Origin of the sequence: Azospirillum agricola (assembly GCF_017876095.1) — a bacterium.
Lineage (GTDB): Bacteria > Pseudomonadota > Alphaproteobacteria > Azospirillales > Azospirillaceae > Azospirillum > Azospirillum agricola.
Map to the genome: position 1 here is coordinate 1 of NZ_JAGINM010000005.1, position 25,996 is coordinate 25,996.

General features: G+C 70.9%; 24 protein-coding genes and 1 pseudogene. 15 read left to right on the top strand and 10 right to left on the bottom strand.

Going from position 1 to position 25,996, the window contains the following annotated elements; genetic code table 11:
• The 3 genes and pseudogenes from J2847_RS08420 to J2847_RS08430 form a co-directional block, all read left to right on the top strand.
• A pseudogene (locus J2847_RS08420) lies at positions 1 to 189 on the top strand (branched-chain amino acid ABC transporter permease); the annotation flags it as partial.
• Between the two features lie 217 nt (positions 190 to 406).
• A complete protein-coding gene (locus tag J2847_RS08425) occupies positions 407 to 1,192 on the top strand; it encodes a 3-hydroxybutyrate dehydrogenase (protein WP_209778581.1) in 786 nt (261 codons plus the stop codon).
• A gap of 300 nt (positions 1,193 to 1,492) precedes the next feature.
• On the top strand, positions 1,493 to 2,914 hold the full coding sequence (locus J2847_RS08430; protein WP_325169348.1) for a sigma-54 interaction domain-containing protein: 1,422 nt from the start codon (positions 1,493 to 1,495) through the stop codon (positions 2,912 to 2,914).
• Between the two features lie 27 nt (positions 2,915 to 2,941).
• Here the strand turns inward: J2847_RS08430 and pcp are convergent, their stop codons facing one another.
• Entirely contained in the window at positions 2,942 to 3,589 is a 648-nt protein-coding gene (gene pcp / locus J2847_RS08435) for a pyroglutamyl-peptidase I (protein WP_209778583.1), read from the bottom strand.
• Positions 3,590 to 3,970: 381 nt separating this feature from the next.
• On the bottom strand, positions 3,971 to 4,843 hold the full coding sequence (rpoH, locus tag J2847_RS08440) for an RNA polymerase sigma factor RpoH (RefSeq protein WP_209778584.1): 873 nt from the start codon (positions 4,841 to 4,843) through the stop codon (positions 3,971 to 3,973).
• A gap of 213 nt (positions 4,844 to 5,056) precedes the next feature.
• Here rpoH and J2847_RS08445 point away from each other — a divergent pair, with 213 nt between their 5' ends.
• Entirely contained in the window at positions 5,057 to 5,497 is a 441-nt protein-coding gene (locus J2847_RS08445) for a NifB/NifX family molybdenum-iron cluster-binding protein (RefSeq protein ID WP_233474384.1), read from the top strand.
• Here the strand turns inward: J2847_RS08445 and J2847_RS08450 are convergent.
• Positions 5,481 to 6,179, bottom strand: coding sequence for a sensor histidine kinase (locus J2847_RS08450; RefSeq protein WP_209778585.1), 699 nt, complete (start codon positions 6,177 to 6,179; stop codon positions 5,481 to 5,483). The genes J2847_RS08445 and J2847_RS08450 overlap by 17 nt on opposite strands.
• Positions 6,180 to 6,450: 271 nt before the next feature.
• On the opposite strand from J2847_RS08450, the gene J2847_RS08455 reads away from it, so the two are divergent.
• The gene (locus tag J2847_RS08455; RefSeq protein WP_209778586.1) at positions 6,451 to 7,524 is read left to right on the top strand and encodes an esterase-like activity of phytase family protein; all 1,074 of its coding nucleotides are present in this window, start codon (positions 6,451 to 6,453) and stop codon (positions 7,522 to 7,524) included.
• Here J2847_RS08455 and J2847_RS08460 read toward each other — a convergent pair.
• Both J2847_RS08460 and J2847_RS08465 read right to left on the bottom strand, forming a co-directional pair.
• Positions 7,508 to 8,470 (bottom strand): AEC family transporter, encoded by a 963-nt coding sequence (locus tag J2847_RS08460; protein WP_209778587.1) that lies wholly within the window; start codon positions 8,468 to 8,470, stop codon positions 7,508 to 7,510. The genes J2847_RS08455 and J2847_RS08460 overlap by 17 nt on opposite strands.
• 140 nt (positions 8,471 to 8,610) lie before the next feature.
• Positions 8,611 to 10,515, bottom strand: a complete 1,905-nt coding sequence (locus J2847_RS08465) for a sensor histidine kinase (protein WP_209778588.1) — start codon at positions 10,513 to 10,515, stop codon at positions 8,611 to 8,613.
• Between the two features lie 76 nt (positions 10,516 to 10,591).
• Between J2847_RS08465 and J2847_RS08470 the strand changes: the two genes are divergently transcribed.
• From J2847_RS08470 to J2847_RS08515, 10 genes are all read left to right on the top strand, one after another.
• The gene (locus J2847_RS08470) at positions 10,592 to 10,798 is read left to right on the top strand and encodes a hypothetical protein (RefSeq protein ID WP_209778589.1); all 207 of its coding nucleotides are present in this window, start codon (positions 10,592 to 10,594) and stop codon (positions 10,796 to 10,798) included.
• Positions 10,795 to 11,490, top strand: coding sequence for a response regulator (locus tag J2847_RS08475; RefSeq protein ID WP_209778590.1), 696 nt, complete (start codon positions 10,795 to 10,797; stop codon positions 11,488 to 11,490). The genes J2847_RS08470 and J2847_RS08475 overlap by 4 nt, the downstream gene beginning before the upstream one ends.
• 153 nt (positions 11,491 to 11,643) lie before the next feature.
• Positions 11,644 to 13,557 carry a bifunctional sugar phosphate isomerase/epimerase/4-hydroxyphenylpyruvate dioxygenase family protein gene (locus J2847_RS08480; protein ID WP_209778591.1) on the top strand — a complete coding sequence of 638 codons (1,914 nt, stop codon included), beginning with the start codon at positions 11,644 to 11,646 and terminating at the stop codon, positions 13,555 to 13,557.
• Between the two features lie 5 nt (positions 13,558 to 13,562).
• Entirely contained in the window at positions 13,563 to 14,399 is an 837-nt protein-coding gene (locus tag J2847_RS08485) for a shikimate dehydrogenase family protein (protein ID WP_209778592.1), read from the top strand.
• A gap of 43 nt (positions 14,400 to 14,442) precedes the next feature.
• A complete protein-coding gene (locus tag J2847_RS08490; RefSeq protein ID WP_209778593.1) occupies positions 14,443 to 15,579 on the top strand; it encodes an ABC transporter substrate-binding protein in 1,137 nt (378 codons plus the stop codon).
• Positions 15,580 to 15,801: 222 nt separating this feature from the next.
• Positions 15,802 to 16,677 (top strand): branched-chain amino acid ABC transporter permease, encoded by an 876-nt coding sequence (locus J2847_RS08495; protein ID WP_209778594.1) that lies wholly within the window; start codon positions 15,802 to 15,804, stop codon positions 16,675 to 16,677.
• Positions 16,674 to 17,696, top strand: a complete 1,023-nt coding sequence (locus J2847_RS08500) for a branched-chain amino acid ABC transporter permease (protein ID WP_209778595.1) — start codon at positions 16,674 to 16,676, stop codon at positions 17,694 to 17,696. Before J2847_RS08495 ends, J2847_RS08500 begins: the two co-directional genes overlap by 4 nt.
• Positions 17,693 to 18,436 (top strand): ABC transporter ATP-binding protein, encoded by a 744-nt coding sequence (locus J2847_RS08505; protein WP_085552710.1) that lies wholly within the window; start codon positions 17,693 to 17,695, stop codon positions 18,434 to 18,436. The genes J2847_RS08500 and J2847_RS08505 overlap by 4 nt, the downstream gene beginning before the upstream one ends.
• 13 nt (positions 18,437 to 18,449) lie before the next feature.
• Complete coding sequence (locus J2847_RS08510) at positions 18,450 to 19,214, top strand: ABC transporter ATP-binding protein (RefSeq protein ID WP_209778596.1); 765 nt, start codon at positions 18,450 to 18,452, stop codon at positions 19,212 to 19,214.
• An 84-nt stretch (positions 19,215 to 19,298) separates the two neighbouring features.
• Positions 19,299 to 19,985, top strand: coding sequence for an HAD family hydrolase (locus J2847_RS08515; RefSeq protein ID WP_209778597.1), 687 nt, complete (start codon positions 19,299 to 19,301; stop codon positions 19,983 to 19,985).
• Between the two features lie 15 nt (positions 19,986 to 20,000).
• Here J2847_RS08515 and J2847_RS08520 read toward each other — a convergent pair whose 3' ends face one another.
• The 5 genes from J2847_RS08520 to J2847_RS08540 form a co-directional block, all read right to left on the bottom strand.
• Positions 20,001 to 20,921, bottom strand: a complete 921-nt coding sequence (locus tag J2847_RS08520; RefSeq protein WP_209778598.1) for a DMT family transporter — start codon at positions 20,919 to 20,921, stop codon at positions 20,001 to 20,003.
• Entirely contained in the window at positions 20,918 to 21,967 is a 1,050-nt protein-coding gene (locus tag J2847_RS08525; protein WP_209778599.1) for a histone deacetylase family protein, read from the bottom strand. Before J2847_RS08525 ends, J2847_RS08520 begins: the two co-directional genes overlap by 4 nt.
• A 61-nt stretch (positions 21,968 to 22,028) precedes the next feature.
• On the bottom strand, positions 22,029 to 23,270 hold the full coding sequence (locus J2847_RS08530) for a Zn-dependent hydrolase (RefSeq protein WP_209778600.1): 1,242 nt from the start codon (positions 23,268 to 23,270) through the stop codon (positions 22,029 to 22,031).
• 58 nt (positions 23,271 to 23,328) lie between these two features.
• On the bottom strand, positions 23,329 to 24,324 hold the full coding sequence (locus J2847_RS08535) for a ketopantoate reductase family protein (protein ID WP_209778601.1): 996 nt from the start codon (positions 24,322 to 24,324) through the stop codon (positions 23,329 to 23,331).
• A complete protein-coding gene (locus J2847_RS08540) occupies positions 24,321 to 25,973 on the bottom strand; it encodes an ABC transporter ATP-binding protein (protein ID WP_209778602.1) in 1,653 nt (550 codons plus the stop codon). Before J2847_RS08540 ends, J2847_RS08535 begins: the two co-directional genes overlap by 4 nt.
• Positions 25,974 to 25,996 lie beyond the last annotated feature (23 nt).

Sequence of the window (25,996 nt, forward strand, 5' to 3'; positions counted from 1 at the left end):
GGCGGCATGGGCACGCTGTTCGGCCCGGTGGTCGGCGCCGCGCTGGTCGTCACGCTGGAGAGCTATCTGGCCGCCACCAGCCTCCCGGTCCCGGTCGTCATCGGCGCCATCTTCGTCGTCTGCGTCCTGCTCTTCCGCAAGGGCATCGTCGGCGAAATTCTGGCCCGTCTTCCGGGCCGGGCCCGCTGATCCGCGCCGGAACAGGCCGGACGCGAGAGATTTCGTTTTGCGGTTGTTCCCCTTGGGGGGCCGTCATGGCCCCCTGCCTTTTCGGGGATGCGCGATCCATCGATCGCAAGCCGATCCATTTGTTTTTTCTATTTGAAAGGCCGGTGCCGCCGTGCGGCGGGCGCCCATGCCCTCGACAACCCACAACGAAGACAAAAGAACGGGAAGAGGAAACGCCATGCTGTTGAAGGGAAAGGCCGCCATCGTCACCGGGTCCACCAGCGGGATCGGCCTGGGCATCGCGCGGGCGCTGGCCGGGGCCGGGGCCGATCTGGTGCTGAACGGCTTCGGCGAGCGGGACGCCATCGAGGATCTGCGCCGCTCCATCGCCTCGGAGTTCGGCGTGCGCGCCACCCACCACGGCGCCGACCTGTCGAAGCCCGACGAGATCGCCGCGCTGGTCGCCCACGCCGAGGCCGAGTTCGGCCGCGTCGATGTTCTGGTTAACAACGCCGGCATCCAGCACGTCGCCCCGGTGGAGGAGTTCCCGGTCGAGCGGTGGGACGCGGTGATCGCCATCAACCTGTCGGCGGTGTTCCACGGCATCCACCACGCCCTGCCGGGCATGCGCCAGCGCGGCTGGGGCCGCATCGTCAACATCGCCTCGGTCCACGGCATGGTCGGCTCGGTCAACAAGACCGCCTATGTCGCCGCCAAGCACGGCGTCGTCGGCCTGACCAAGGTGGTGGCGCTGGAGACGGCGGGCAGCGGGGTGACCTGCAACGCGATCTGCCCCGGCTGGGTGCTGACCCCGCTGGTGCAGAAGCAGATCGACGCGCTGGCGCTGTCCAAGGGGATTTCGGTCGAGGAGGCGGGCCGCCTGCTGGTCGGCGAGAAGCAACCCTCCAAGAGCTTCGTCACCCCCGCCCAGCTCGGCGAGCTGGCGGTGTTCCTGTGCTCCGGCGCGGCGGACCAGATGACCGGCTCCGCGGTGACGATGGACGGCGGCTGGACCTCCCAGTAATTCTTCGAAGGCCGACGCTTGGAGCGGGCTCCGTCCCGTTCCTTCGATCATCAGAGACCTTGTGTATCCCCATGCCGCAGTTCCCTTGCCGTAAATCCCCAAGAAACTGAAGCAGGGGAAAGGTCAAATCGGTGGAGAGACGGAGCGCGTCACTGGCGCTCCACTTCCCGATACACGCCTTCCCTTCGTCAGCCAGGATGGGCTACCATGCAGACCTCCGACAATGTTGGGGAAAATCGCTGCGGTGCAGCGAAGGCCGACGCCGCGACGACACCAGTCGGTCCTGTCTGGGAGGGTGGAGTGGGCGACAACGTCGATTTCGAAGCGCTGCGCCAGCGCGCGGTCCACTCCCTCTCCGAACATCTGGAAAGCATGTGCGTCGGCGCCGTCACCGTGGACCACAACGCCCGCATCGCCTGGATGGACGACAAGTACAAGGCGCTGGTGGGGTTCAAGGGCGATCCGCGCGGCAAGCCGGTGGAGGATGTGCTTCCCAAGAGTTTGCTGCGCCATGTCATCGAGACCGGCCAGCCGATGCCGCTGGACATCATGGAGTTCGGCGACCGTTCCTTCGTGGTCACCCGCCTGCCGCTGTGCGGGCCGGACGGCGCCGTCATCGGCGCCATCGGCTTCGTGCTGTTCGACCGCGCCGAGTATCTGCGCCCGCTGGTGAAGAAGTACGAGCAGTTGCAGGAGGAGCTGGTCCGCGCCCAGCAGGAGCTGGCGCATGAGCGGCGGGCCAAATACTCCTTCTCGCAGTTCCTCGGAGCCAGCGAATCCGTTCGCGAGATCAAGCGGCTGGGCCGCCGTGCCGCGCAGATGGATTCCACCGTCCTGCTGCTGGGGGAGACCGGGACCGGCAAGGAGCTGCTGGCCCAGGCGATCCACAACGCCGGCCCGCGCGCCAACCGCCCCTTCGTCGGGGTGAACGTCGCGGCGATCCCGGAAACGCTGCTGGAGGCCGAGTTCTTCGGCGTCGCCCCGGGAGCCTTCACGGGTGCCGACCGGCGTCACCGCGAGGGCAAGTTCCAGCTCGCCAACGGCGGCACCCTGTTCCTCGACGAGATCGGCGACATGTCGCTGCCGCTCCAGGCCAAGCTGCTGCGCGTGTTGCAGGAGCGGGAGATCGAGCCGCTCGGCTCCAACAAGGTGACGCGGGTCGATGTGCGGATCATCGCGGCGACCAGCCGCGACCTGCTCGGGCTGGTGAAGGACAAGCAGTTCCGCGCCGACCTCTATTACCGGCTCAACGTGATTCCCATCACCCTGCCGCCGCTGCGCGACCGGCCGGAGGACGTCGAGAGCATCGCCGACCGCATCCTGGAGCAGCTGGCGATCCAGCAGGGCACACCGCCGCGCGAGCTGCTGGAATCGGCGGTGCAGGTGCTGCGCGAGTATGAGTGGCCGGGCAACGTCCGCGAACTCTACAACACGCTGGAGCGGGTGGTGGCGTTGACCGACGCGCCGATCCTGACGGCGCCGCGCATCCGCAGCGTGCTGCCCGGCGTCCATCATCACCCGGCCGGCGCCTCGGCGCTCGCCGCGCATCCCGGCACCCGGCCCTTGCAGGAGGTGCTGAGCGCCGCCGAACGGATGGCCATCGCGGCGGCGCTGGAGGAGGCCGGCGGCGTCAAGGCACGGGCGGCCAAGCTGCTCGGCATCTCGCGCGCCTCGCTCTATGAGCGGATGATGTCGTTGGGGCTGGGTGCCTCGCCCCAGTGACCCGGCGGGCCGCCTGGCCCGGTGCCGTCAGTCCAGCCGGCCTCCGGCGATCCGGGAATCGGTCCGGGTGGCCAGCAGGGTGTCCACCGCGATCCGCAGCGCGGCGGCGACGCTGTCGACGCTCATCGACGGGCTTCCCGGATGGCGCGCCGCCTGCTCCGGTGACAGCGGAACATGGATGAAGCCGACCCGCATCGTTGGCCGATGCCGCGCCCGCAGGTGGCAGGCGCCGTAGAACAGATGGTTGCAGACAAAGGTCCCCGCCGTCTGCGACACCGAGGCCGGCAGGCCGGCGGCTTGCACCGCCGCGACGATGGCCTTGACCGGCAGGCTGGCGAAATAGGCGTCGGGACCGCCGGGAATGACCGGCTCGTCGATGGGCTGGCGGCCGGCGTTGTCGGGGATGCGGGCGTCGTCGAGGTTGATCGCCACCCGCTCCACGGAAACATCGGCGCGGCTCTGCGCCTGGCCGACACCGAGCACCGCCACCGGATCCGCGAGCGCCACCGTCCGCTCCAGCGCCGTCAGCGCCGCGCCGAAGACGCAGGGGATGCGGTGGACCACCACGCGATGGCCCCGGCATTCCCAATCGGCGAGCCGGCGCACCGCCTCCCAGGACGGGTTGACGGATTCGCCCGCGAAAGGCTCGAAGCCGGTCAGCAGAACGGTGCGCATGACTTTCTCTCCGGACCTTGTTCCAACCGCCGTCACGTCGGGCCGTCACGCGGCGTGCCGACACTCTCGACAAAAGAAAAGGCCGGACGGTGACAGACCGTCCGGCCGCAAGGTGAGCCTCCGCCAGGAAGCGGAAGCCCGACGCACCCGAGGAGGAGCGCATTCCAGAAAACACGGCGAAGCGGTCGCCCAAGGGGGCCCGTTTCGAATGGAAAGGAGGTCGCGCGGCAAGGCCGCGATCCGGTTTCGACTCTTACAGATCGTCCGGGAGGCGTCAATAAATAACTCACCATGAGTTATTCGACGGGGCAAAAAAAAGCGCCGCAATCGGGATTGCGGCGCGTCGGGGAAACGGGGCGGAGCAGGGCGCGCGAACCGGCGTCAGGCCGCGGCGGCAAGCTCCAGGGTCTGCTTGGCGACCTTGGAGAAGGCCTTCTCCTCGATCTGGCGGATGCGCTCGCGGCTGACGCCGTAGCGGACGGCCAGATCCTCCAGGGTCAGCGGCTGCTCCGACAGACGGCGCGACGTCAGGATGTCGCGTTCGCGGTCGTTCAGCACCGTCATCGCCTCGCGCAGCAGGGCGCTGCGGCGGCCGGCCTCGCCGCGCTCGATCAGATGGTCCTCGACGGTCGGGCGCTCGTCGGCCAGCAGATCCTGCCATTCCGAATCGCCCTCCGCCGCGATGGGCGCGTTCAGCGAGGCGACCGGGGCGGACAGGCGGCGGTTCATCGCCACCACGTCGCTCTCGCCGACCTCCAGGTCGTTGGCGATGCGGGTGACGCTCTCCGGGGCCAGGTCGCCGTTGCCCAGCTCGCCCAGCTTGCGCTTCAGGCGGCCCAGGCTGAAGAACAGCTTCTTCTGGGCGGCGGTGGTGCCGATCTTCACGAGGCTCCAGGAGCGCAGGATGTAGTCCTGGATCGACGCCTTGATCCACCACATCGCGTAGGTGGACAGGCGGAAGCCGCGTTCCGGCTCGAATTTCTTGACGGCGGTCATCAGGCCGAGATTGCCCTCGGCGATCAGGTCCGACAGCGGCAGGCCGTAGCCACGGTAGCCGCCGGCGATCTTCACGACCAGCCGCAGATGGCTGGTGACCAGCGCGTGCGCGGCCTTGACGTCGCCATGCTCGGTCCACGCCTTGGCCAGCATGAACTCGTCGTTGGCGGCCAGCACCGGATAACGGTGGGTTTCGTTGATGTAGCGGGTCAGGGATTCGCCGGTTTCCGGCGAACGGAGTGCGAGCGCGGTGCTCATGTCACATCCTCATGCAAAGCGATATGACGGGAACGGACCCCCCATGCGGCGGGATCCGGCCTCTCCGACGGAGCAGGTTGGTTAATCTTAAGAAATTGGCCGGGCCTGTCAAGCTTTTGGCCCGAACATTGACCTCGCTCAGTGCAGGACTGCCACGCGCGTGGCAGGAGGGAGGGTCGTCGGGTGCGTCATCGCGGACAAGCAGGAGCACCAATGCCCATGAAAATCGCGGTCGGGACCCAGGATTTCCGGACCATCGCCACGCATGGCGGCCGGACGCGCCGTTTCCTGGTCTTCGAGGCGGAGGCCGGCGCCGCCCCGGTCGAGACCGGCCGGATCGAGCTGGCCGAGGATGAGGTCCTGCATCTGTGCGGCGACGGACGGCCGCACCCGATCGACGCGGTGGGCGTGGTCGTCGTCGGGGCGTCCGGCGCCGGTTTCGTCGCGCACATGAGACGCCGTGGGATCGAGCCGGTGACGACGACCGAAACCGATCCGCTCCAGGCGATCCGCGACTGGTTCGCCGGCGCGGTGAAGACGGCGGGGGAGCCCGCCCACCCGCACGAGCACCACGACCACAACCACGCGCACGGGCACCACGACCACGGGCACCAGGGCCATGGCGGCGGTGAGCCGGTCAGATCGGAAAGCTGACCCCGGCGGTCGTTCCGCTCGCGTCGGAATCGGTGGACAGCGTGTCGCCGAGCTGGCCGGCGAGAGCCTCGGCCAGCATCAGCCCATCCTCCGCCGTGGTGTCGAAGCCGGCGGGCAGGGCGCGGCCGTTGTCCTCCACCGTCAGGCGGGCGCGGCCGTTCGGCTCCTGCCGCACCGACACCCGGATCCAGCCGTCGTCGGGATAGGCGTGGTGCAGGCAGTTGGTCACCAGCTCGGCGATGATCAGGCCGAGCGGCATCGCCTCGTAGAGCCCGACCTGGATCGGGTCGGAGCTGACATGGACGGGGATGCGGGCCAGCCCGCCCGGCGTGCCCTCCTTCACCGTCTCGCACAAAGCCTCGACGTAGCGGCCCAGATCGACATGGGTGCCCGATCCGGTCTCGTGAAGCTGGCGGTAGAGGATGGCCAGCGCCTCGATCCGCAGCATCGTCTGCTCGTAGGCGGCGCGGGCGTCCGGGTCGCGGATGCGGCCGGCCTGAAGCTTCAGCAGGCTGATCACCAGTTGCAGGCTGTTCTTGGCGCGGTGCTGAAGCTCGCGCAGTTCCGATTCCAGCTCCTGGATGCGGCGGTTCAGCCGGTCTTCCGGCGCCTCCGCTTCGGGCGCGCCGCCGGTTCGGTCCGGGGGAAGAAGCGCGGCGCGGGGCCGCAGGGACATCGGCATCGGGACGGTCTCGGCTCGGGCGGCAGGATGGGGGCGATGGGGCAACAGTATGGGTCGGCACGGCGTCACGAGGGAACCTGCTTCAATCTAGGCCCTCGGCGTGCCGTCCAAACCAGTTCTAAGGGAGTAATCCGGCGCGCCTAGTCGAAAGGGCCGCCGGCCTTCCACCGCCGGCCGGGACTTGGCCGCCCCTTCGCTTCCGGGCTTCGGCGAACGGGCGACACCCAACGGGTGGTTCCCTCGATCGAACGGGCGTGGCATGAGTGCGGGCATGACGACGCGCACGAAAACCCTCTCCGCCCTGTTGCTGCTGGCCCTGTCCGGCGGCTGCGCCGCGCTGGTCGGCACCGACCGGCCGAACGCCGCCGCATCCCCGGAGGGCGCGACTCCGGGAGCCGCGATTCCGGTGATGCTCGACCGCGAACGGCCGGGCGTGGACCGGGTCGGCGGCCTGCGCTTCCTCGGCGCTCTCGACCTGAGGGCCGAGGGACTCGGCGGACTGTCCGGCCTGTGGGTGGCGCCGGAGGGCGACCGTTTCGTCGCCGTCGCCGACACCGGCCTCGTCGCGACCGGCCGCCTCGATCACGATCCGGCCGGCCGGCTGACCGGCGCGCGCGACCTGCGGGTGCGTCCGCTCGCGGTCGAGGAGGGCATTCCCGGACGCAAGCGCCGCTCCGACGCGGAGGAGCTGGCGCGCCTGCCCGACGACGAAGGGCACGATGGCGGATGGCTGGTGGCGTTCGAGCGCGATCACCGCATCCTGCGCTACCCGGCCGGGGAGGGCGGGCCGGACGGCACCCCCGTCCCGGTGCCGGTCCCCCCTGACGTCGCGGAGGGCAGCCCGCCCAACAGCGGCCTGGAATCGCTGACCCGACTGTCCGACGGACGCTTCCTGACCATTGAGGAGGGGGCGGACGGACTCCAGGACCGGCGCGCCTGGGTGACGCGCACCGCCGCCCTGCCGGAGTCCCGCGAGGACTGGCGGCCGCTGGCCTACCGGACGGCGCCGCGCTACCGGCCGACCGGCGTGGCGCCGTTGCCCGACGGCGGGGCGCTGGTGCTGGAACGGCGGGTGTCGCTGCTCGGCGGCTGGTCGTCGCGGGTCGTCCGGGTCGCGGCGGCCGACCTGCGGGAAGGGGCGGCGGTCGAGGGGCGGGAGCTTGCCCGGCTGGAGTCCCCGCTGCTCAACGACAATTTCGAAGCCATCGCCACCCGGCGCGGGCCGGCGGGTGAGGTGCTGGTCTATCTGCTGTCCGACGACAATTTCAACGCGCTCCAGCGCACCTATCTGGCGCTGTTCGCGCTGGGGGAGGAGGCGCCCCGCGCGGTCAGCGCGGGACGCTGAGCAGGCCGCCGGCCTCCATCAGGCCGAGGCCGGCGCTGATGGTGACGAAGGACAGCGCGGTCGCCACCAGCAGGGCCGCCGCGCAGACTCCCTCGCGCCCGTATTTCTGACCGAAGATCGGATAGACGGTCAGCATCGGCGCCGCCGCGAAGAGGATGGCGGCAATCTGGAGCTTCGGGTCGATCGGCGGCAGCAGCAGCAGCGCCGCAAGGACGGCCAGCGGGTGCAGGATCAGCTTGCCGCTGACGATCTGGAGAAGGTCCGGCAGCATCCCGCGCACCCGCAGGCCGACCAGCGTGCCGCCGACCGCGAAGAGGGCCACCGCCCCCGACGCCGCGGCGAACAGATCGATGACCCGCGCGACCGGCCCCGGAGGCGGGGCGCCGAGCAGGGCGAAGGCGAAGCCGGCGACGATCGCCAGGATCAGCGGGTTACGCGCCAGCCGGCGGAAGCTGGCGGCGACGGCCCGCAAGGGCGAGCCGCCCTGCGGGCCGCCGCTCTCGGCCAGCGCCAGGATGATGGGCAGGACCAGCATGTTCTCGACGATCATCGTCAGAGCCAGCCCGACCCCCGCCGTCGGCCCCAGGATCTGGAGGACGATGGGGTAGCCGATGAAGCCGCTGTTGGAGCAGGACATGCCCATGCCGTTCATCGTGCTGGCCGGCAGGCTCAGCTTGCGGCCGAAGCGGGCGACGGCGATGCCGAAGGCCAGCACCGTCAGCGATCCCGCCGCGTAGGCCAGCAGGTAGGTGCCGTTCAGGATCTCGCCCAGCGGATGCTGCGACAGCGAGCGGAACAGCAGGGCCGGCAGCGACAGGTTGATGACGAACTTGCCCAGCCCGGCGACGTCGGCCTTGCTCATCACGCCGGAGCGGACGGTCAGGTAGCCGATGGCGATCGTGAGGAAGATCGGGGCGGTGACGGTGGCGATGTCGATGTCCTGCATGGCCCCGGTATAGCAAAGTCCGCCGGCCGGAGAACCGCCATGCTCCCGGTTCCGACGCGATGCGGCCCTGCGGATTTCGCGGGTGTCGGCCGTCCCCGCCCGCCCGCCCGTCCGTCCGGTGGTCGGGGCGGCCGGGGCGGTCAGCCGGCCCAGGGCCAGCGCAGGGTGACGGCGGTGCCGCGTCCCGGCGCGCTGTCCAGCGTCAGCGCGGCGCCGATCAGCTCGGCCTGTTCGCGCAGGCCGAGAAGCCCGAAATGGTTCGCCTGATCGGCCGTGGGATCGAAGCCGACCCCGTCGTCGCGCACGCTGGCCTGGAACGCCGCGGCACCGTCGCCGCCCTCCACCAGCGCGACGGAGACCGCGACGCTGGTGGCGTCGGCGTGGCGGACGGCGTTGCGCAACGCCTCCTCGATCATCCGGTAGAGGGTCTCGGCGGCCTGGCCCGTCATCCCCTCGGCCCCGTCATCCACCGCCAGCGACAGGCGCGCGGTGCTGCGGTCCTGGATCTGGCAGACCAGACGGCGCAGCGCCGGACCGAATCCGTCGTCGCGCACGGGGGAATAGCGCAGTTGCGACACCGCGCCGCGGGCGTGCGCCAGCCCCTCCTGCGCCGCCTCGTCGGCCCGGCGGATCTCCTCGGGCAGGCGCGAGGGATCGACCTCCACCAGCTTGCGGATCAGCCGGATCTGGGTCAGCAGCCCGAGCAGCGTGTGGGCCACCGTGTCGTGCAGGTCGCGCGAGATGCGCAGCCGTTCGCGGACGATGGCGGCGGCGCGGGTCTCGTGGCTCAGCCGCTCGATCTCGCGGGTGCGCTCCTCGACGCGCGCGTCGAGCCGTTCGTTGCTCGCCGACAGTTCGGCGTTCGCCTGTTGCAGCGTGCCGACCAGCGAGGCGATGGAGCGGCCGATCCGTCCGGCCTCGTCGCGCCCGGTCGGCCCCTCGAAGCCGGTCTTGCGGCCGGTGCGCAGATCGTCGGCGGCCTCGGCCATCGCCGTCAGCCGGCGCATGATCCGGCTGGCGACCAGCACGCTGAGCAGCGTGGCGACCAGCCCGCCCAGCGCGATGGCGGTGAAGATCGACACCGAGGCGCGGTCGGCGGTGCGGAAGGCGGTCGCCACCGGCTCGCGCACCATGACGCTCCAGCCCAGGCCGGGGAAGTCGGCGAAGCCGCTGCTGCGGGCGATGCCGCTCAGCAGCCCGCCCTCGACGCTGTGGCTGGTGCCGAAGGGGTGGGCCGACAGGTCGATGCGGGTGCCGCGCGGAGTCTGCCGCGACCCGAACAGCACGGTGCCGTCGATGCCGAGCAGCAGCACCTCGGCCCCCGGCCGGTCCTTCAGCGTGGCGAGCGTGCCGCGCTGCAACGCCTCGATCCACGACCAGCCGAGCGTCACCGCCAGCACGCCGCGAATGCTCCCGGCGCGGTCGAGCACCGGCGCCGACAGCTCGACGAAGCGGCGCGGCTCGCCGTTGCGCAGCGGCGGCAGCAGCCGGTCGAGCAGCAGCTCGCGGTGGGTGTCGCCGATGTAGGGGCCGAGGAAGGCGCCGGTGTACCAGGGGCGCAGCACCACCGACTGACCGACCAGCACGCCGCCGGTGCCGGCGACCACCGTGCCGTTCAGGTCGATGATGCCCGCCCATTCGATCTCGGCCAGCGCGCCCTTCAGGTCGGCCAGCGCCCGATCCGTGTTCGGCCCGGCCAGCCCGCCTTCCCGCACGCCGATCAGGGTGGCCGACGCGGCGACCCATTCCCGGCGGCCGGCGAGGTTGGTGTCGATGGTGTCGATCAGCCGCTGCGCGTGGGTGGCGTAGAGCTGGCCGATCTCGCGCTCCAGCGCCTGCCGCGCCTCGCGCATCGTCCAGAAGCCGACGAACAGGGCGACGGCCAGCGACACCAGCGCGATCGACCAGCCGATCGCCGCCGCCAGCCGCCAGCGCGGGTCGACGCTGCGCAGCAGGGGACCGGCGCCGGTCTCCCCCACGCTTTCCCCGACGCCGCCGCCACCGCCGCCACCGCCACCGCCACCGCCGAAAGTGACGTTCGTCATGCCCGATCCGTGTCTTTCGTCAATGTTCGAACACCGCCCACGTGAGTCATGATTTCGCCAACGGAAGGTTGGTTCCATGAAGCATGCGGCGCAGGCGCTTGTCGAGGAGGTCGCGGCCCGGTCCGGCGTTCCCGTCGCCCAGACGGCGGCGGCACTGGACGCGCTCCTGCCGCTGCTGGCGGCGCGGCTGCCCTCGCCGGTCTTCGGCCGGCTCCAGCGGATCTTGACCGAGGACGGGGAAGCCCCTTTCCTGGAGGGCCATCCGGAGCCCGGCCCGCCATGATCCCGCCCAGTCCCCCGAACAGTCCCCCGAACAGCCCTCCCATTCGAATCGTCATCGCCGAGGATCAGCAGCTGATCCGCCGCGCCTTCGCCAACCTGCTGTCGCTGGAGGCCGACATCGAGATCGTCGGCCAGGCCCCCGACGGGGCCGAGGCGGTGGAGCTGTGCCGCCGCTTCCGGCCCGACGTGGTGCTGATGGACATCCAGATGCCGCGGCTGGGCGGCATCGCCGCGACCAAGCAGATCCTGTCGGAGTTCCCCGCCACCCAGGTGGTGGTGCTGACCACCTTCGACACCGACGACCTCGTCTTCGGCGCCATCTCCGCCGGGGCCGCCGCCTATCTGCTGAAGGACGCCTCGGAGGCGGAGATTCTCGACACCATCCGCGGGGTGATGCGCGGGGAGACGCGCATCTCGCCGCACATCGCCCGCAAGCTGTTCGACGAGCTGCGCCGCTCGCGCCCGGCGGCGCCGCCGGAGGGCGCCAGCCTGCCCGACCTGACCGAGCTGACCGACCGCGAGCACGCCATCCTCGACCTGATCGCCCAGGGCCAGAGCAACCGGCAGATCGCCGGCGGGCTGTTCCTGGCCGAGGGGACGGTGAAGAACTACGTCAGCCGCATCATGGAGAAGCTGGGCGTGCAGTCGCGCACCGAGCTGGCGGTCAAGGCGGTGCGGACCCCGAAGCGCTGAACCTTTCCGAATGCGCATGATCGCGGATTGTTTGATATTATGACTTTCGTCACGTCGCAATGTGACGCCCGGCAGCTGTCGCCGCCGCCGTTTCCGGCCGATACTGCCCCCAAGAATGGCGGCAAGAGCCGCGCGGGACGGGAGGATGAGGGAATGCGTCGGTCCATCGCGACCGTGTCGCTCAGCGGCACGCTGCCGGAGAAGCTGGAGGCCATCGCCGCCGCCCGTTTCGACGGCGTCGAGATCTTCGAGCCGGACCTGACCGGCCACCACGGCCGCCCGCGCGAGATCCGCGACATGGCCGCCGACCTTGGCCTGACCATCGACCTGTTCCAGCCCTTCCGCAACGCCGAGGGCGTCGAGCCCGCCCGCTTCGCCCGCGGCCTCGACCGGCTGGAGCGCAAGTTCGACCTGATGGGAGAGCTGGGCACGACGCTGATGCTGGTCTGCTCCAACGTCGAGCCGGACGCCATCGACGACGACGGGCTGGCCGCCGAACAGCTCCGCGCCATGGCCGAGCGCGCCGGCCGGCGCGGCATCCGGCTGGGCTACGAGGCGCTGGCCTGGGGCACCAACGTCTCCACCTACGACCACGCCTGGCGGATCGTCGAGCGCGCCGACCACCCGCATCTCGGCCTCATCCTCGACAGCTTCCACACGCTGGCGCTGCCCCACGACTGGAGCGGCATCGGCGACCTGCCGGGCGACCGCATCTTCTTCGTCCAGCTCGCCGACGCGCCACGCCTGGACATGGCGACGCTGATGCTCAGCCGGCACCACCGCTGCCTGCCGGGGCAGGGCGAGTTCGACGTCGGCGGCTTCACCGAGGCGGTGCTGCGCGCCGGCTACACCGGCACCCTGTCGCTGGAGATCTTCAGCGACGCCATGCGCAGCGCCCCGGCCCGCCAGACCGCCAAGGACGCCATGCGCTCCCTGCTGCACGTCGAGGAGCGGGTGCGCCGGGTCGAGGCGGCCCGTCGGGAACCGGCCGCCGCCGCGCCGCCGCGCCGGGTCGAGCTGTTCGACCCGCCGACCCCGGCCCGGCTCGACGGCATCGCCTTCGTCGAGTTCGCGGTCAGCCACGCCTCGCAGGCGAAGCTGGCCGACGAACTGACGCGGCTGGGCTTCCGCCGGCTGGGCCGCCACCGCAGCAAGGACGTCACCCTCTACGGGCAGGGCGACATCCGCTTCGTGCTGAACGCCGAGCCGCATTCGACCGCCCATTCCTACTATCTGCTGCACGGCACCTCGGTCTGCGCCGTCGCCTACGAGGTCGACGACCCGCTGCGGGCGCTCGGCCGGGCGGAGGCCTTCGGCTGCCCGCGCTTCGAGGGGCGCGTCGGCCCGAACGAGCTGTCGTTGCCGGGCATCCGCTCCATCGGCGGCGAGCTGGTCTATTTCACCCGCCGCCGCGCCGACGGCTCGATCGATTTCGAGACCGACTTCATCCTGGAGGACAGCGGGGAGGCGCCCGGCGACCTGCGCCGCATCGACCACATCGCGCAGGTGCTGCCGGAAGGCGCGCTCGACGCCGCCGTGCTGTTCCACCGCACCGTGCTGGATCTGGAGCCGGAGCCGGTCTTCGTGCTGCCCGACCCCTTCGGCCTGGTGCGCAGCCGGGCGATCTCCGACCGCCGCCGCCGGGTGCGCTTCCCGCTGAACATCGCCAGCGGCCGCAACACCACGACCGCCAAGTCGGTCTCGACCTATCTCGGCGCCGGGGTCCACCACATCGCGCTGGAAACCGCCGACCTCTTCGCCGCCGCCGAGGCGCTGCGCGCGACCGGCACCGCGATCCTGCCGATTCCGACCAACTATTACGACGACCTCGCCACCCGCTTCGACCTCGACGACGATCTGCTGGCGGCGATGACCCGGCTGAACATCCTCTACGACCGCAACGGCGACGGCGAGTTCTTCCAGCTCTACACCCAGCCCTTCGAGGGGCGCTTCTTCTTCGAGCTGGTCGAGCGGCGCGGCGGCTACGACCAGTATGGCGCGGCCAACGCCTCGATCCGCATGGCCGCCTTCAGCCAGCTCGGCGCCAACGACACGCTGGTCGGGTGAGGGGCATGCACGCCTCCGCGCATGACGGCTCGACCCGGCTCTTCTTCACCATCGGCCATCCGGTGGCGCAGATCCGGATGCCGCTGATCATGCCGGCGGTCTTCGCGGCGCTCGGCGTCAACGCGGCGTGGCTGGCGCTGGACATCGCCCCCGGCGAACTGAGGGGCGCGCTCGACGGCCTGCGGCGGGTGCGCAACCTCGGCGGCCTGTCGGTGACGATCCCGCACAAGCCCGACGCGCTGGCCGCCGCCGACCGCGCCAGCGACCGGGCGCGGGCCGCCGGCGGCGCCAACCTGCTGCGCTTCGAGGCGGACGGCTCGCTGACCGCCGACATGGTGGACGGGCTGGGTTTCGTCGAGGGACTGCGCGCCCGCGGCTTCGAACCGGCGGGCAAGCGCGTCTGGCTGGTCGGCAGCGGCGGGGCGGGGGCCGCCGTCGCGGCGGCGCTGTGCGAGGCGGGGGCGGCGGCGCTGGCGCTGACCGATCTCGACCGCGCCCGCGCCGAGGCGTGCGTCGCGCGGCTGGCCGGCCTCTTCCCGGCGGTGGCGCTGTCCGTTTCCGGCAAGGCGCCGGAGGGCTGCGATCTGGCGGTCAACGCCTCGCCCTGCGGGCTCGGCGCCGGCGACCCGCTGCCCTTCGACCCGGCGGCGCTGACGTCCGGCACGCTGGTCGCCGACGTCATCATGAAGCCGCCGGTGACGGCGCTGCTGCGCGCCGCCTCGGCGCTCGGCCATCCGGTGCAGCCGGGGCGCCCGATGCTCGATCACCAGCTCGCCCCGGCGCTGCGTTTCTTCGGGATCGACGCCGGGGCGGATCGGGTTCTCGCGGCGATTCCCGCGTGATGTTCAAGAACCGGTTCAAAAAATCCAACGGGAGGATCATCCAATGACGTTCAAGACCTTCGCCGCCGGCGTCGCGCTCGCCGCGGCCTTCGCCGCCCCGGCCTTCGCCGACACGGTCAAGCTGATCGACGTGATCGAGCTGTCGGGTCCGGGGGCGCCGGCCGGCACCAACTGGAAGAACGGCTCCGATCTGGCGGTCGCCGAGATCAACGCCAAGGGCGGCATCCTCGGCAAGCAGATCGAGCTGATCCATTACGACAGCCAGACCAACCCCGGCGCCACCCGCGCCGCCGTGCAGCGCGCGGTGGACGAGGACGCCTACGTCGTGCTCGGGCCGATCTTCTCCGGGCCGATCAGCGCCTCAATGCAGATCACCCAGCGGGCCGGCGTGCCGCAGATCGTCGGCGGCGAGGCGTCGGCCTTCACCAAGCAGGGCAACCCCTACATCTTCCGCACCTCGCTGAACCAGGCCGATTCGATGCCGAAGCTGGCCAACTACCTGCGCGACGAGGTGAAGGCCAAGTCGGTGGCGGTGGTGTGGATCAACAACGACTTCGGCAAGGGCGGCCGCGACGCGATCATTCCGGAGCTTCAGAAGCGCGGCATCCAGGTCGCCGCCGACATCGCCACGGAATCCGGGCAGGCCGATTTCGCCGCCGACGCGATCAAGGTGAAGAACGCCAACGCCGACGCCGTCTTCGTCTATCTGAACGAGGAGGAGAGCGCCCGCTTCCTGCGCGCCGTCCGCCAGCAGGGCATCGCCAAGCCGATCATCGGCGAGACGACCCTGCTCGGCGCCAAGGTGATCGAGCTGGCCGGCGACGCCGCCAACGGGGTGAAGGGCCATGTCGGGCTGCTGGTCGACGCGCCCAATCCGGGCTTCCAGGCCTTCGGCAAGAAGTACATGGACAAGTACGGCTTCACGTCGGACCACAACGGCATCAAGGGCTACACCGCCGTCTACACGGTGAAGACCATCACCGAGCGCATCGGCAAGTTCGACCGCGAGGCCTTCGCCAAGGCCCTGCACGGCGCCCGCATCGACGTGGCGCAGGAGCCGGGCATCCTGATCGACACCAAGTGGCTGGCGAACGGCGACGTCGACCGCGAGAGCTTCCTGGTCGAGGTGACGAACGGCAAGCCGGTGGTCAAGGCGACGCTGCCGATGATCAACCCGTAAGGCGGTTTCTTGAGAAAGCCCTCTCCCGCCCCGGGAGAGGGAGGGGACCCGCGCGGAGCGCGGGGAGGGTGAGGGGCGATCGGAACATGGAGTCCAACCATGGAGCTTCCGCGCCCCCGCCCCCGTAGAATTCTCGGGCAACCCCTCACCCTTCCCATGCTGCGCATGGGCCCCTTCCCTCTCCCGGGGCGGGAGAGGGAGAAGAACATCAGGAACGCTGACATGGACCAGTTCCTTCAGCTCATCGTCGCCGGGCTGGCGACGGGCGCGATCTACGCGCTGGCCGCCATCGGCTTCACCCTGGTCTGGCAAACCTCCCAGACCATCAATTTCGCGCAGGGCGAGTTCGTCATGCTGCCGGCGATCCTCGTGCTCGCGGCGTCCCATGTCGGGCTGCCGATGTGGCTCGCCTTCGTCGTCGGGACGGTCGGCTTCGTCCTGCTGTTCGGCTTCGGCTTCAAGCGCTTCCTGGTCGAGCCGATGCAGCGCCACGGCGTGCTGCCGCTGGCCATCGCCACCATGGCGCTGTCGGTGCTGATCAAGGAGGCAGCCAAGAACGGCTTCTCCGCCGAGGCGCAGCAGTTCCCCTCGCTGGTGCCGGAAGGCACGCTGTCGATGCTGGGGGCCGCCGTGTCGGTGCGCGACCTCGCCATCTTCGTCGTCGCCGTGGCCGCCATCCTCGGGCTCCAGGCCTTCATCACCCACACCCGCACCGGCCGCACCATGCAGGCGACCGCGCAGAACCCGACCGTCGCCCGCATCCTCGGCGTGCCGGTCCAGCGCATGATCCTGCTGACCTTCCTGATCAACGCGGCGCTGGCGCTGGTCGCCTCCTACCTGATCTCGCCGGTCTATCTGGCGAAATTCTCCAACGGCGAGCACATCGGGCTGGCCGCCTTCATCGCCGCCATCGTCGGCGGCTTCAACCAGATCCGCGGCGCGCTCGCCGGCGGCTTCCTGATCGGTCTGATCGACAACCTCGCCGCCGCCTACGTGTCCAGCGCCTACCGGACCGCCGTGCCGCTCGTGGTCCTGGTCGTCGTCATCCTGGTCAAGCCCGAGGGGCTGCTGGGCCGCAAGGAGGAGCGCACGGTATGACCCGCAAGCTGAACCCGACCCTGCTGATCGTGCTGCTCGCCTTCCCGATCCTGTGGTTCGCCCCCGCCGGGCTGAAGAGCTACGGCCTTTACGTCGTGGCGCTGTGGCTGGTGATGTCGATCGCCGCCATGGGGCTGAACCTGACGCTGGGCTACGCCGGGCTGACCTCGCTGGCGCAGGGCGCCTTCCTGGGCATCGGCGCCTACGCCACCGCCATCCTCACCGTCAAGGCCGGCTGGTCGCTGCCGGCTTCCTTCCTGGTTTCCACCGGCCTGTCCTTCGCGGTCGGCATCGTGCTGGGCTTCCCGGCCCTGCGGGTGAAGCACCATTACCTCGCCTTCGTCACGCTGGCCTTCTCGGTGGTGGTCTTCCTGGTCGCCCGCAACGAGGAATGGCTGACCGGCGGCGTCTTCGGCCTCGCCAACATCCCGCGCCCGGTGCTGTTCGGCATCGACCTCGGCGGCGGGCTGGCCTTCTACCGCTTCGTGCTGTGCGTCACGCTGGTGCTGACGCTGGTGATGTGGTGGCTGCTGCACTCCCCCTGGGGCCGCGCCTTCCTGGCGATCCGCGAGAACGCGCTGCGCGCCGCCAGCCTGGGCATCGACATCCGCGCCTACACGCTGCTGGCCTTCGCCATCGGCTCGGCCTTCGGCGGGGCGGCGGGGTCGCTCTACGCGCCGCTGGTCGAGTTCATCGACCCCGCGCCCTTCGCGCTCTCGGCCTCCTTCGTGCTGCTGCTGACGGTGGTGGCCGGCGGGGCGGGGTCCTTCTTCGGGCCGTTCGTCGGCGCCTTCTTCTCCTACATGCTGCCGGAGCTGCTGCGGGCGACCGGCGGCTGGTACCTCATCATCTACGCCGCCGTCGTGCTGGTGCTGGTCATGGTCAGCCCGACCGGCCTGCTCGGCCTGATCGACCGCTGGCGCGACCACCGCTCCCAGCGCAGGGCCGCCACCATCCGCGCCGCCGCCCGCCCGACGCTGGGCGCCCGGCAAGGACCCCAGCAAGGATCCGCGTCATGACCCGCGTTCTCGAAGTCAACGGCATCCGGAAGCATTTCGGCGGCGTGAAGGCGGTGGACGGCGTGTCCTTCCACGTCGACGAGGGCGAGATCCTCGGCTTGATCGGCCCGAACGGCTGCGGCAAGTCCACCCTGTTCAACTGCATCCTCGGCCAGCTCTCGCCGGACGACGGCGAGGTGCGGCTGGACGGCAAGGCGATCACCGGCCTCTACCCGTCGCAGCTCAACCGGCTGGGCGTGTCGCGGACCTTCCAGCTTCTCCAGGTCTTCCCCAACCTGTCGGTGCGCGAGAACCTGATCCTCGCCGGGCAGGAGCACAAGGGAACCATGCTGAAGCGCCTGTTCGGCCCGCGCGACGCCGGGCTGACTCCGGACGCCGACCGCATGATCGCCTTCTTCAAACTGGAGCATCTGGCCGAGCAGAAGGCCGGCGGCCTGTCCTACGGCCAGCAGAAGCTGCTGGACGCGGCGATGGCCTTCATGGCGGGGCCGCGCCTCGTCCTGCTCGACGAGCCGGCGGGCGGCGTGAACCTGACCATGCTGGCCAACCTGAAGGAGCGGTTGCAGGCGATCAACCGCGAGCTCGGCGCCACCTTCGTCGTGATCGAGCACAACATGGAGTTCGTCATGAGCCTGTGCTCGCGCGTCGTCGTGATGGCGGAGGGCAAGGTGCTGGCGCAGGGGTCCCCCGCCGCCGTCCGCGCCGACCCGGCCGTCGTCGAAGCCTATCTCGGCCATTGAGGGGAACCCCGCCATGACCGCCCAAGCCGTTCCGGCCCAGCCCATCCTGACCCTGTCGAACGTCGTCGCCGGCTACGGCAAGATGACGATCCTCAACGGGACCAGCTTCTCCGTCCCGCGCGGCTCGATCACCACGGTGATCGGCCCGAACGGGGCCGGCAAGTCGACCGTCTTCAAGACCATCTTCGGCCTGCTGAACGCGCGGGAGGGGACCGTCGCCTTCAACGGCCGCGACGTCACCAACAAGGAGCCGCGCGACCTGCTGGAGGCCGGGATCTGCTACGTCCCGCAGGGGCGCAACATCTTCCCCGAGCTGTCGGTCCGCCACAACATCGAGATGGGCGCGGTCGCCGCCGGGCGCGGCATCACCGACATGCCGGCGCGCATCGAGGCGGCGCTCGACCGCTTCCCCATCCTGCGCCGGAAGGCCGACCAGCAGGCCTCCACCCTGTCCGGCGGCCAGCAGAAGCAGCTGGAGATCGTGCGCGGCCTGCTGCTCGATCCCAAGCTGATCCTGATCGACGAGCCCTCCATCGGCCTGTCGCCGATGATGGTGGCCGAGACCTTCCAGATCCTGACCGAGCAGCGCGACAAGGGCGTGTCGATCCTGATGATCGAGCAGAACGCCCGCTCGGCGCTCGCCATGTCCGATTACGGGCTGGTGCTGGAACTCGGGCAGACGCGCCTGTTCGACACCGCCCCGGCCATCCTGGCCGACCCGCGCGTCGGGCAGCTCTTCCTCGGCGGCTCCCTGGAGGAGAAGGGGGTGGCGGCCTGACCGAAAGGGGCGGCGGCCGGAGGCTCCCGCCGCCGCCGGTTTGGTGTAGGGTGCCAAGCCATTCGTGAACGAAAAGGTTGCCCGATGCCCAGCGCCATCCGCCCGCCGGTCCCGAACCCGCCCGCGGCCGTGATCTTCGACTTCGACGGGGTCATCCTCGATTCCGCCCGCATGAAGACCGACGCCATGGTCGATCTCTTCGGGGCGCGGAACGGCCCCTTCGAGGCGGCCGTCCGCCAGACGGTCTGGCAGAACGGCGGGCTGACCCGCACCGGCTCGATCGCCGTGCTGGAGCGCGGCGTCTTCGGTCGCGAGCCGACGCCGGAACGGGTGGCCGAACTCGCCGGCCGCTACGCCGCGATGGTCGACGACGCCGTGAAGGATTGCCCGCTGATCGACGGCGCGCCGGAACTGCTGCGGGCGCTGGACGGCACGCCCTGCCATCTGGTGTCCGGCACGCCGCACCGCACCCTGCTGGACACGGTGGCGCGCAAGGGGCTGGGCGGCTTCTTCGTCACCGTCACCGGCGCGCCCGACGACGGCACGCCGAACGACAAGTCGGCGGTCTTCGCCGGCCTCGTCGCCACCCACGCCCATCGGGCGGAGCGCACGCTGATCGTCGGCGATTCGCTGACCGAACTGGTCGGCGCCCGCCACATCGGCGCGCCCTTCGCCGGGGTGGTGCCGCCGGACGTGCCCGATCCCTTCCCGGCCGGCACCGCGATCGTGCGCGACCTGCACGGGCTGGCCGCGCTCATCGGGGTCGGTTGAGGACTTGCCGGCCCGCTACCGGGCCGGCTTTCTCGCCCCCAGCACGCAGGCGACGGCGGCGAGGATCAGGGCGAGCGCCACCGCCAGCCGGGGCGTCACCGGATCGCCGAGGATGACCACGGCGCCGCTGACGCCGACGATCGGGATCAGCAGCGTGCTGACCGCCGCCTCGCCCACCGTCAGCCGCCGCACGGTCACGTACCACAGGGCCTGGGCGGCGCAGAGCGAGCAGATCAGGTGCCAGGCGAAGCCGGCCCACACGGCGCCGTGGATCTCGGCCAGGGCGGGGCGGCTCTCGCCCATGGCCGCGAGGATCATCGGCAGGGCGCAGACCACATACTGCCAGCCGGTGATGACGGTCGGGTGCGCCCGCCAGACCCGGCGCTTCATCAGGATGGTGCCGAGCGCCCAGGCCAGCGCCGCGACCAGCATCAGCGCCGGGCCGAGCAGCGCCTTGGGCGGGGCCGACAGCGCCTCCGGCCCGAGCAGCACGAACAGGCCGGACAGGCCGCAGACCAGCCCGGCGATCTGGCGCGGCCCCGGCCGCTCGCCCAGGATGGGAATCGCCATCAGCGTCGCCCACACCGGCATGGTGAAGGCGATGATCGCCGCCTGCGAGGTCACCATCATCGTCTGCGCGAAGGCGGTGCACAGGTTGAAGACCAGCACGTTGCACAGGCCGGCGGCGACCAGCGCCGGCAGCTCGTCCCGGTCGACCCGCAGCCGGTGGCCGGACAGCCGGGCCAGCCCGAGCAGCAGCACCGCCCCCGCCGTGAAGCCGATCGCCCGCAGGCTGAAGGGCGGCACCTGGGAGAGGATCGTCTTCACCGCCGGCCAGTTCAGGCCCCAGAACAGGGCGACCATGGCGATCAGCGCGTATTTCATCGGATCCCGGGCCGGGGCGGGGCCGGAGAGGCCGGCGGCGGCGGCGGTCATCCCAGCGCGGCCTCGTACCCGTCGAGGAAGCTGCCGAGGTTGGCGGCGAGGTCGTCCACCGCGTAGCCGCCCTCCTGCACCAGCACGGTCGGCAGGCCGGCGTCGGCGATCAGCGCGGCCATCCGGGCGAAGCCGGGGGTGGTGACGCCGAAGGCGGCCAGCGGATCGTCGATGAAGGTGTCGAAGCCCAGCGAGATGAACAGCATGTCCGGGGCGAAGCGGGCGATGGCGTCGAGCGACTGCCCGATGGTGGCGAGCACCGTCGCCTCGTCGCTGCCGATGGGAAGCGGCAGGTTCAGGGTGTAGCCCTCGCCGCGCCCGATCCCGCGCTCCTGCGCGTAGCCGGCCATGTGGGGGTAGAAATGCGCCGGGTCGCCGTGGACCGAGACGAAGAACACGTCGTCGCGCTCGTAGAAGATGTCCTGCGTGCCGTTGCCGTGGTGGACGTCCACGTCGAGGATGGCGACGCGCGCCGCCTTGCCCTGGCCCCGCAGGATGGGCAGCACGGATTCGGCGGCGACGGCGACGTGGTTCAGGTAGCAGAAGCCGCCGGCCATGTCGCGGGTGGCGTGGTGGCCGGGCGGGCGGCACAGCGCGTAGGCCGCCCAGTCGGCGCCGGTGGCGACCAGCCGGGCGGCGTGGATGGCGGCGTTGGTGGCGGCGCAGGTCGCGGTCCAGGTGTGGGCGTCGATCGGGCAGGCCGTGTCGTACATGTGCCAGCCGGCCTGCCCGACGATGGACGCCGGGTAGGAGGGAACGCGCTGCATCTTGTGGACGTTGGGCAGCACGACGTCGCCCATGCCGCCCTCGGCCATCCAGCGGGCGTGGGCGGTCTCCAGGAAGGCGAGATAGGCGGGGGTGTGGACGGCGGCGCGCGGGGCCGAACCGTAGTCGTCGGGGCGGATCAGCGCGCCGCCGCGCTTCCCGACCAGGGCCGCGAGCGCGCCCAGCCGCTCGGGCTTCTCGGGCAGGGCGCGGAGCTGGCCCTTGTTGAAGTAGGTCGAGGGGCGGTGCAGCGCCGCGTCGGGATGGTGGACGAACTTCATCGGGGAAACTCCGGGAGGATGTACTCTCCCTCTCCCGCCCCGGGAGAGGGAGACGAAGGGCTCAGGGCGTTCCGGCCGTGGCGACCAGGGCCTCGAACAGCACGGCGGCGCCGCGCGCTCCGTCGGCGGGGCTGATGTTCTCGACCTCGTTGTGGCTGATGCCGTCCTCGCAGGGGATGAAGACCATCGCGGTCGGCACCTTGCCCGCCACATAGACCGCGTCGTGCCCGGCGCCCGACACGATGTCGCGGTGGCTGAAGCCGAAGCCGGCCGCCGCGTCGCGCACGCGATCCACCAGCGTCCTGTCGAACGGGGTGGGGGGGAACTCCCAGAAATCGGCGACCTCGGCGGTCACGCCCGCCTCGGCGGCGATGGCGGCGACGTCCTCGCGGAAGCGGCGGTCCATGCCGGCCAGCGTCGCGGCGTCGGGGTGGCGCAGGTCCACCGTGAAGAAGACCCGGCCGGGGATGACGTTGCGCGAGTGCGGGTGCACGTCGAGGATGCCGACCGTCGTGCAGGCGTCGCCGGGAGTCTCCAGCCCCAGCGCCTGCACCGCCTGGACCATGCGGGCCGAGGCCACCAGCGCGTCGCGGCGCAGGCGCATCGGGGTCGGGCCGGCGTGGGCCTCGGTGCCCGTCACCGTCACCTCGTACCAGCGCTGCCCCTGCGCGCCGGTGACGACGCCGATCTCCTTGCCCTCGACCTCCAGCACGGGACCCTGCTCGATGTGGGCCTCCAGATAAGCGTGCATCGGGTGCTCGACCGGCGCGTCGCCGGCGTATCCGGTGCGGACCAGCTCGTCGCCGAGCCGGGCGCCGTCCTGGGCGATCTTGCCGAGGATCTCGTCCAGCCCGAACACGCCGGTGACGACGCCCGAGCCCATCATCGGCGGCGAGAAGCGCGAGCCCTCCTCGTTGGTCCAGACGGCGACCTCGACCGGGTGGCGGGTGGCGAGGCCCCGGTCGTTCAGCGAGCGGATCACCTCCAGCCCGGCCAGCACGCCGAACACGCCGTCGAAACGGCCGCCGGTCGGCTGGGTGTCGAGATGGCTGCCCATCACCACCGGGGGCAGGCCGGGATCGCTGCCGGGGCGCCGGGCGAAGATGTTGCCGACGCGGTCGACCGAGACGGTGCAGCCGGCGTCCTCGCACCAGGACACGAACAGGTCGCGCCCGGCCTTGTCCTCGTCGGACAGCGCGAGGCGGCAGCTTCCGCCCTTGGCCGTGGCGCCGACCTCCGCCATCGCGGCGAGGCTGGCCCACAGCCGGTCGGGGTTGATGGGCAGGTTGGAGGGCAGGGACATGGCTATGGCTCCAGGGAGCGGGGGAATGAAGGGAAGAAGGGTGGGGACAGGCCTTGCCTCACGCCGCCAGTTCGCTGCGCCGCTCGCGCGCCCGCAGATCGACCAGCGCCAGCACCGCGCGCATCATCGGCACCGCGACGCCGACCCGCTCGGCCAGCTCGATGACCGAACCGAGGATGGCGTCCAACTCCAGCCGGCGGCCGGCCTCGTAGTCCTGGAGCATCGAGGTCTTGAACTCGCCGACGCCGGCGGCCATGGCGATGCGCTCGTCGACGCTGGTGGCGAAGGTGACGCCCAGCCGCTCGGCGACCGCCTTGGCCTCCAGCATCAGGCTGCGGCCGACGTCGCGGGTGCCGGGGTCGTTGCACAGCCGGCCCAGCGTGGCGCCGGTCAGCACGCTCAAGGGGTTGAAGCCGAGATTGCCCCACAGCTTCACCCAGACCGCCTGCCGGATGTCGGACGTGCGCGCGGGCTGGAAGCCGGCCTGCCCGAACAGCGTGACGATGCGGTCCACCACGGGCCGGTCGCGGTCGGCGGCGTCGCCGAAGACGAAACGCTGGTCGCTGATGTGGCGGATGCGGGTCGGACCGTCGCCTTCCACCGCGACGAAGGTGGTGGCGCCGACCACCCGGTCGGGGTCGATGGAACGCCACAGCAGCCCGTCGGGATCGACGCTGCGCAGCGGCCGGTCGGCCAGCGGCTCGGGCTGGCGGTGCGGGTACCACCAGGGGACGCCGTTGACCATCGGCACGATGGCGGTGTCGGGCCCCAGCAGCGGCGTGATGGTGTCCACAGTGCCGCGCAGGGCGTGCGCCTTGACGCAGAGGATCACCACGTCCTGCGGCCCCAGCGACAGGGAATCGTCGGTGACGCGCGGCGTCAGGCGGGCGACGCGGTTGAGCGGCGTGACCATGGTCAGACCGTCGCGCCGGATGGCGGCGGCGGCGTTGGGGCGGGCGACCAGCGTCACCTCCGCCCCAGGGGCGCCGATGGCGCCGAGCCGCGCGATCAGCAGCCCGCCGACTGCGCCGGCCCCGACGATGGCGACCTTCATGAAGCGGCTCCCACGATCGGCGCCTTTTGCAGGTCGTCCGGGATGTGCCACGCCTTGCCGGGGATGGCGTCGAGCAGCGAGCGGGTGTAGGCGTCGCGCGGGTGGGTGAAGACCTGCCGGGAACTTCCCATCTCGACGATCTTGCCGCGCCGCATCACCGCGATGGTGTCGCAGACCTGGGCCGCGACCCGCAGGTCGTGGGTGATGAACAGCATGGCGAGGCCGAGGCGCTTGCGGATGTCGTCCAGCAGCTCCAGCACCTGCCCCTGCACCGACACGTCGAGCGCCGAGACCGGCTCGTCGGCGACCAGCAGCTTCGGCTCCATGGCGAGCGCGCGGGCGATGCCGACGCGCTGGCGCTGCCCGCCGGAGAACTCGTGCGGGAAGCGGTCCGCCGCCGAGCCGTCGAGCCCGACCATCGCCAGCAGTTCCCGCGCGCGGGCCAGCGCCTTGCCCCGGTCCTCGCCGAAGGCGACGGGGCCCTGCGCGATGATGTCGCCGATTCGGTGGCGCGGGTTCAGCGAGGCGTAGGGGTCCTGGAACACCATCTGCACGGCGCGGCGGTAGGGCCGGAAGCCCTTGGCGTCGAGCGACAGCAGGTCGGTGCCCTCGAACAGGATGCGGCCGGAATCCGGCTTGATCAGGCCGACGATGCTGCGGCCGAGCGTCGATTTGCCGGAGCCGGACTCGCCGACCAGCCCGACCGTCTCGCCGGGATGGATGGTCAGCGACAGGTCGTCGCCGGCCACCACGGGCTTGGACTTCCTGAACAGCCCGCCGCCGACATGGAAGGTCTTGCGCACCTTCTCGGCCACCAGCAGCGGCTTTCCGACCTTGGCGTGGTCCTCGCGGTGCTCGATGTAGTGGGGGACGGACGCGATGAGCTGGCGGGTGTAGGGGTGCTGCGGGCGGTTCAGCACGTCGCTCGCCGCGCCATACTCCACCAGCCTGCCGTGGCGCATGACCGCGACCCGGTGGGCGATCTCCGCCACCACGCCGAAGTCGTGGGTGATGAACATCATGCCCATGTGACGCTCGGCCTGGATCGACCGGATCAGGTCCAGGATCTGCTTCTGGGTGGTGACGTCGAGCGCCGTGGTCGGCTCGTCGGCGATCAGGATGTCGGGCTGGCAGGCCAGCGCCATGGCGATCATGACGCGCTGGCGCTGGCCGCCCGACAGGCGGAACGGGTAGGCGTCGGCCAGCTCGGCCGGGTTGGGCAGGCCGACCTGATCGAGCAGCTCCACCACCCGCTGGCGCCGGGCCGGGGCGGGCAGGGGGGTGTGGGCGCGCAGCGACTCGCCGATCTGGCGGCCGACCCGCATCAGCGGGTTCAGCGCGGTCATCGGCTCCTGGAACACCATGGCGATGCGGCCGCCGCGCAAGTTCCGCTGCTCGGCCTCCGGCATGGCCAGCACGTCCTTGCCCTTGAACAGCAGGCTGCCGCCGGCCACCCGCACATGGGGGTGCGGCAGCAGGCCCATCATGGCGTGGGCGGTCATCGACTTGCCCGAGCCGGATTCGCCGACGACGCAGAGGATCTCGTTGGCGTTGAGCGTGAAGGTCAGATTGTCCACCGCCAAGGGGCGGTCGGCGCCGGGCGGCAGCGCGATGCTGAGGCCGCGAACGTCCAGCAAGGGAACGGTCATGTCGGTCGTCTCCGGCACGCTGT

What these genes read in the sequence shown, in the direction of transcription:
- J2847_RS08500 (WP_209778595.1), top strand. Translation starts at nt 16,674, where the DNA reads ATGACCCGCAAGCTGAACCCGACCCTGCTGATCGTGCTGCTCGCCTTC.
- J2847_RS08445 (WP_233474384.1), top strand. Translation starts at nt 5,057, where the DNA reads ATGCCCATGAAAATCGCGGTCGGGACCCAGGATTTCCGGACCATCGCC.
- J2847_RS08495 (WP_209778594.1), top strand. Translation starts at nt 15,802, where the DNA reads ATGGACCAGTTCCTTCAGCTCATCGTCGCCGGGCTGGCGACGGGCGCG.
- J2847_RS08460 (WP_209778587.1), bottom strand. Translation starts at nt 8,470, where the DNA reads ATGCAGGACATCGACATCGCCACCGTCACCGCCCCGATCTTCCTCACG.
- J2847_RS08475 (WP_209778590.1), top strand. Translation starts at nt 10,795, where the DNA reads ATGATCCCGCCCAGTCCCCCGAACAGTCCCCCGAACAGCCCTCCCATT.
- J2847_RS08505 (WP_085552710.1), top strand. Translation starts at nt 17,693, where the DNA reads ATGACCCGCGTTCTCGAAGTCAACGGCATCCGGAAGCATTTCGGCGGC.
- J2847_RS08525 (WP_209778599.1), bottom strand. Translation starts at nt 21,967, where the DNA reads ATGAAGTTCGTCCACCATCCCGACGCGGCGCTGCACCGCCCCTCGACC.
- J2847_RS08480 (WP_209778591.1), top strand. Translation starts at nt 11,644, where the DNA reads ATGCGTCGGTCCATCGCGACCGTGTCGCTCAGCGGCACGCTGCCGGAG.
- J2847_RS08455 (WP_209778586.1), top strand. Translation starts at nt 6,451, where the DNA reads ATGACGACGCGCACGAAAACCCTCTCCGCCCTGTTGCTGCTGGCCCTG.
- J2847_RS08535 (WP_209778601.1), bottom strand. Translation starts at nt 24,324, where the DNA reads ATGAAGGTCGCCATCGTCGGGGCCGGCGCAGTCGGCGGGCTGCTGATC.
- J2847_RS08485 (WP_209778592.1), top strand. Translation starts at nt 13,563, where the DNA reads ATGCACGCCTCCGCGCATGACGGCTCGACCCGGCTCTTCTTCACCATC.
- J2847_RS08520 (WP_209778598.1), bottom strand. Translation starts at nt 20,921, where the DNA reads ATGACCGCCGCCGCCGCCGGCCTCTCCGGCCCCGCCCCGGCCCGGGAT.
- J2847_RS08465 (WP_209778588.1), bottom strand. Translation starts at nt 10,515, where the DNA reads ATGACGAACGTCACTTTCGGCGGTGGCGGTGGCGGTGGCGGCGGTGGC.
- J2847_RS08540 (WP_209778602.1), bottom strand. Translation starts at nt 25,973, where the DNA reads ATGACCGTTCCCTTGCTGGACGTTCGCGGCCTCAGCATCGCGCTGCCG.
- J2847_RS08515 (WP_209778597.1), top strand. Translation starts at nt 19,299, where the DNA reads ATGCCCAGCGCCATCCGCCCGCCGGTCCCGAACCCGCCCGCGGCCGTG.
- J2847_RS08470 (WP_209778589.1), top strand. Translation starts at nt 10,592, where the DNA reads ATGAAGCATGCGGCGCAGGCGCTTGTCGAGGAGGTCGCGGCCCGGTCC.
- rpoH (WP_209778584.1), bottom strand. Translation starts at nt 4,843, where the DNA reads ATGAGCACCGCGCTCGCACTCCGTTCGCCGGAAACCGGCGAATCCCTG.
- J2847_RS08510 (WP_209778596.1), top strand. Translation starts at nt 18,450, where the DNA reads ATGACCGCCCAAGCCGTTCCGGCCCAGCCCATCCTGACCCTGTCGAAC.
- J2847_RS08490 (WP_209778593.1), top strand. Translation starts at nt 14,443, where the DNA reads ATGACGTTCAAGACCTTCGCCGCCGGCGTCGCGCTCGCCGCGGCCTTC.
- pcp (WP_209778583.1), bottom strand. Translation starts at nt 3,589, where the DNA reads ATGCGCACCGTTCTGCTGACCGGCTTCGAGCCTTTCGCGGGCGAATCC.
- J2847_RS08530 (WP_209778600.1), bottom strand. Translation starts at nt 23,270, where the DNA reads ATGTCCCTGCCCTCCAACCTGCCCATCAACCCCGACCGGCTGTGGGCC.
- J2847_RS08425 (WP_209778581.1), top strand. Translation starts at nt 407, where the DNA reads ATGCTGTTGAAGGGAAAGGCCGCCATCGTCACCGGGTCCACCAGCGGG.
- J2847_RS08450 (WP_209778585.1), bottom strand. Translation starts at nt 6,179, where the DNA reads ATGCCGATGTCCCTGCGGCCCCGCGCCGCGCTTCTTCCCCCGGACCGA.